Source organism: uncultured Thiodictyon sp. (assembly GCF_903828115.1).
Taxonomy (GTDB): domain Bacteria; phylum Pseudomonadota; class Gammaproteobacteria; order Chromatiales; family Chromatiaceae; genus Thiodictyon.
The window spans coordinates 1-4,634 of record NZ_CAIKKU010000546.1; the positions used below are offsets into that span (position 1 = coordinate 1).

4 protein-coding genes, 1 tRNA gene and 1 pseudogene are annotated in these 4,634 nt (G+C 70.1%); all 6 read right to left on the reverse strand.

Annotated features, from left to right (window positions below; translation table 11 throughout):
- Positions 1 to 583: 583 nt before the first annotated feature.
- Positions 584 to 805 carry a type II toxin-antitoxin system HicA family toxin gene (locus QZY48_RS20320; protein ID WP_295434584.1) on the reverse strand — a complete coding sequence of 74 codons (222 nt, stop codon included), beginning with the start codon at positions 803 to 805 and terminating at the stop codon, positions 584 to 586.
- 17 nt (positions 806 to 822) lie between these two features.
- A complete protein-coding gene (locus tag QZY48_RS20325) occupies positions 823 to 1,152 on the reverse strand; it encodes a type II toxin-antitoxin system HicB family antitoxin (RefSeq protein ID WP_295434586.1) in 330 nt (109 codons plus the stop codon).
- A 260-nt stretch (positions 1,153 to 1,412) separates the two neighbouring features.
- Positions 1,413 to 1,488, reverse strand: a tRNA-Thr gene (locus QZY48_RS20330).
- A 39-nt stretch (positions 1,489 to 1,527) separates the two neighbouring features.
- Complete coding sequence (gene thiO / locus QZY48_RS20335) at positions 1,528 to 2,661, reverse strand: glycine oxidase ThiO (RefSeq protein ID WP_295434587.1); 1,134 nt, start codon at positions 2,659 to 2,661, stop codon at positions 1,528 to 1,530.
- Between the two features lie 93 nt (positions 2,662 to 2,754).
- The gene (ispH, locus tag QZY48_RS20340) at positions 2,755 to 3,720 is read right to left on the reverse strand and encodes a 4-hydroxy-3-methylbut-2-enyl diphosphate reductase (protein ID WP_295434589.1); all 966 of its coding nucleotides are present in this window, start codon (positions 3,718 to 3,720) and stop codon (positions 2,755 to 2,757) included.
- A gap of 330 nt (positions 3,721 to 4,050) precedes the next feature.
- Positions 4,051 to 4,634, reverse strand: a pseudogene (locus QZY48_RS20345) (protein BatD); the annotation flags it as partial.

The window sequence follows — 4,634 nt, forward strand, 5'->3', positions numbered from 1 at the left end:
AGTTCTGGGGGCTATCGAATCAACGGCTTGATTCCCTATCGACGGCACTGCACCGCCCATACACACCCGCCGGTCCGTACACGCAGACCCCTTATTGATAGGGTGCGCCTATGGAACGGATGGTGCTAAATGCAATGCGCGTGCCCGATGATGAGCGACTGAGCACCGCCGGTGTGTACACACGGCGACCGTGGGCAGGACCACGGGGAAGCTGCTGTGACCCCTTGCCCTGGCGCGCCGCGCCACGACACCTACGACGCCCCCGTCGCCACCTGGTCACTTGCCCGAGGTCCGGCCGGCGATCGTCGGCGCCGTGGTCGAGCGGCCTAGCCGGGGCAACCTCCCGGACCACGCGCACGCCTGCACCTGGTCAGGACCGCCAGGGACAGCCCAGGGCCCGCGCCCCAGATCGAGGGGCGCCAACTCGCCGGGGTCGGCTCGGTGTCCTGGTGAAGGCCCAGGGTGACCGTGGGCAGCTTCAGGGCAATCGGTCCGGAGCTTCGGCGCCACCGGTGAACCGGCGGATGGAGGCACAAAAAACCACGCCGGAGCGGGGTGGGTGGGTGGGTAGCGGACGGGGGCGTCAGCGGTTCAGCGCAGCGTAAAATTTATCCTTCGAGACGCCTGCCTGGCGACTCATCGATCCGATCAAGGTCTGGGAAAAAGGCGCCTTCGGGCAGTCTACCGTCACCTTGAGACGGCCTTCCTCGGTGTCTTTAATCCACTGCTCGTGCGACGTACCCTTGCCAGGTCGGGGCGTGAAGCCCAGGGTACGCAAGATGGTTTTTACGTCGGCGCAGGTCAACGGGTGGTAGCGGCCGCTCACTTAGCCAAGGCGAGCTGTAGCGACTCACGAAACGGCAGGCGAGAAAGCCCAGACCCCAGCCGCAGCCTGACGCCCAAGGACAGCCAGTAGAAGCGCAGCCAGTAGCGCCACGGAGCCCGGCGGTTCAGGAGCGACGCGGCATGGTCGCGGTCCTCGCCGGTGAAGGCGTCTTCCACGTAGTCGTTGATCATGGCGTCCAAGTGGTTGCGCGCCTCATCTAAGGTTTCTCCCTGTGCCGCCAGGTCAAAATCCAGGCACATGGCGACCCAGACGCCCGGGGCCTCTCGCTCTGCGTAACACCGCAGGACCCATTGTGAGTTTCGCATGTTGCTCCCCATCTGATCTCTGTTCGTGCAAATCGAGCATAGTCTAGTGGGGGCGTACAAAAAACCCCACCGGGGAGGGCGGGCACAAGTATTACCAATTAAGGTAATCGTCATACCGAACGCCCGGCCGGACCTACTGACGAGCATCCGACGAACGGGGCAAAATACGCCGCACACAGGTTGTTCCTATCCAATTCCTACCCAGACCCCCAGAAACACAAAACGCCAACCTTGCGGATTGGCGTAAGTATTTGAAATCTTGGAGCCGATGGGCGGATTCGAACCGCCGACCTACTGATTACGAATCAGTTGCTCTACCAGCTGAGCTACATCGGCGCACCGGACGGGACAGTATAGGGGATGCGGCCCTCTGCCTCAACGACCGGACCTCAGGCGCGGTGCCCCGGCGCCGACATCGGGTAGCCGCGGGACATCCAGGGCGTAGGGGGCGGGATCGGTGACGGGGTCGCGGCCAAGCAGGAGGTCGGCGACCAGGCGGGCGGAGGCGGGGCCGGTGACGATGCCGTTCCTGTAGTGTCCGGCGTTGACATAGAGCCCGGCGGTGCCCGGGACCGGGGCGATGTAGGGGATGCCGCCCGGCGCGCCGGGGCGCAGGCCCGACCAGTGGGCCTCGATCGGTGTGTGTGCGAGCAGCGGGTAGAGTTCGACGGCGGCGCGCTGAAGCGACTCCCGGCCCTGCGCGGTGGTCTCCTTGACGAAGCCGGTCTGCTCCAGGGTGCTGCCGACCAGGACGCGGCCGTCCCGGCGCGGGATGACGTAGTGCTCCCGCCACAGGGTGGTGTAGTTGACCTGCCCGGGACGACCCTTGAAAAGGAGCATCTGCCCGCGCACCGGCGCGATGTCCGGCCGCTGACCGAGTGGGTCCAGGAGGCGGGCGGTCCAAGCGCCGGTGCAGACCACGACCTGGTCGGCCCGGATCAGGCCCCGGCTGGTGCGCACACCCTCGACGCGCCCGTCCGCGGCCAGGATCGCGTGGACCTCTTCCTGCTCCCGCAGCGCGATACGTCCCGCCAGGGCCCGGCGGGCGGCCTTGACGAGGCGTGGGTTGCGCACGTTGGCGACGGCGGGCAACAGCATGGCGGTCGGCGGCCGGACGGCCAGTTCGGGCGCCGCTTCGTGGAGTTGGACGCTGTCGATGAGTTGGACTTCGGTGCCGTGCGTCGCGGCCCAGCAGACCAGCGCCGGCTCGCGCTCCTGCGGGTCCAGGATCAGGAGGCCGTTGACGGTCAGTTCAGGGTCGATACCGGTCTCTGCGGTCAGCTCGGCGCAGAGTTTGGGATAGAGCCGCTGGCTCCAGCGGGCGAGTGCGGTCACGCTGTCCGGGTAACGCCAGGGGTAGAGCGGGGAGACGATACCGCCGCCGGCCCAGGACGACTCGCGGCCGGTCTCGCCCAACTCGACCAGGGTGACCGCGGCGCCGGCCTGGACCAGTTCGCGGGCGGTCAGGAGCCCGATGATGCCGCCGCCGATGACCAGGATGTCGCTCATGGTCGGTCCTCTCGCTGTGCAAACCTGTGGGTCGGGCGCCCGCGGGCGGGTCTCGGCCGCAACGCAAGGTCGGGGCCGTTGCGCCTGGCGGTGCTAGGCCGCTCCCGCGGGTGCCGCTGCCGCATCGTCGCCCGTCAACTCCCGGGGCAAGGGGAAGACCACCTGCTCGCGGATGCCGGACTGCTCCTGCACCGTCGCGGCGCCCCAGTCCCGCAGCCGGGCGATGACCTGCTCCACCAGGACCTCGGGGGCGGAGGCGCCCGCCGTCAGGCCCACCCGCGGGGCCTGGGCCAACCAGTCCCGCTGAATATCCTCAGGTCCGTCAATGAGATAGGCCGTGCAGCCCTGCTTCTGCGCCAGTTCCCGCAACCGGTTGGAGTTGGAGCTGTTGGTGGAGCCGACCACCAGCAGCAGGTCGCAGCGCTCGGCCAGTTCGCGCACCGCGTCCTGGCGGTTCTGGGTCGCGTAACAGATGTCGCTGCGCTTGGGTCCTTGAATGTCGGGGAAGCGTGCGCGCAGGGCCGCGATGATCGCCACGGCGTCGTCGACCGAGAGGGTGGTCTGGGTCACATAGGCCACGCGTTGCGGGTCCCGGACCGTCAGTGCGGCGCAGTCGTCCGCCGTCTCGACCAGGTGCATCCGGCCCTCCCCGCCCTGGCATTGGCCCAGGGTGCCCTCGACCTCCGGGTGGCCGCGGTGCCCGATCAGGACCACGTCGAGCCCCGCGCCGCAGTGGCGGGCGACCTCCAGGTGGACCTTGGTCACCAGCGGGCAGGTGGCGTCGAAGAGCTGGAAACCGCGCCGCTGCGCCTCGTCGCGGACCTCCTGGGCGACCCCATGGGCGCTGAAGATCAGCGTGGCCCCGGCCGGGACCTGGTCCAGGTCCTCGATGAAAACGGCGCCGCGCTGCTTGAGCCCCTCGACCACGAAGCGATTGTGCACGACCTCATGGCGGACATAGATGGGGGCACCGTAGAGGTCGAGTACACGCTCGACGATCGCGATGGCGCGGTCGACACCGGCACAGAAGCCGCGGGGGTTGGCGAGGAGTATGTCCATGGCAGCAAAAGATAGGCTCAAGTGGTGATGGTGGGAAAGGCCGGGGGGCGGCGTGCGCCCGGGCCGACGCCGGCCGAATCAGAGGGAGGGTGTTGAACCGCATCCTTACCGAATCGCCGGCCCGTCGCAAGGGGGAGCGGCCCCGACGCGGCCGTGGGTTCCCGCGGCGCCCGCGGATCGCCTCCCGTTGGGCCGGACCGGACGCCATCGGATCGAGGCGCCGCCGCACCGCAGACGACCGCCCCCGCCGCGGCGCCCGCGGCGCCCGCGGCGGAGCCGCCGACGAGCGCTGGCCCCCTCTCGGCGGGGCGGCCTTCGCGGTGACGGATGTCAGGTGCCGGGGTAGAGGCCGGGCAAGGGTTGGGCGGCCGGACCCTGGGCCGCGCGCTCCTGTGCGAGCAGCAGCGGCTCCAGGGTCTGCCAGGCGGCGCGGCCGTCCCAGGTCGCCCCGGCGGGGGCGTAGATGGCCCGGTCGATGGACTCGAGCGGGGCCGCCGCGGCGCTCGCCGCCGGACCCAGGCGGGCGGCGAGGTCGCTCAGGCCGGCGGGGGGCCGGTCCGGCCAGCGGGTGCGCGCCCAGTCGAGCAGGGCGGTGCGGGCGGCGCGGGGGTCGGCGGCGGCGCAGGCCTGGCGGGCTTGGGTGCGGGCGGTGGTGAGTGACTTGCCTGGTTGGGCACCGGGACCCGGGCGGGACGCCCGGGCTCCTTTGCGGCGGATGGCCCAGGCCAGGGTCAGGAGCCAGGCCAGGGCGAAGCACAGGGCGAGCCAGGGCCAGGGCGACGCGGTGCGTAGCGCCTCGATGAAACCGGGGCTTGCGGCTTGGCCCTTGGTCTGCGTGGCGGCCGCCGCGCCCGCGGGCGCACCCTGGTCCGGCGTCGGCGCGACCGTCGGCGCGGGCGTGCCCCCGGGGGCCG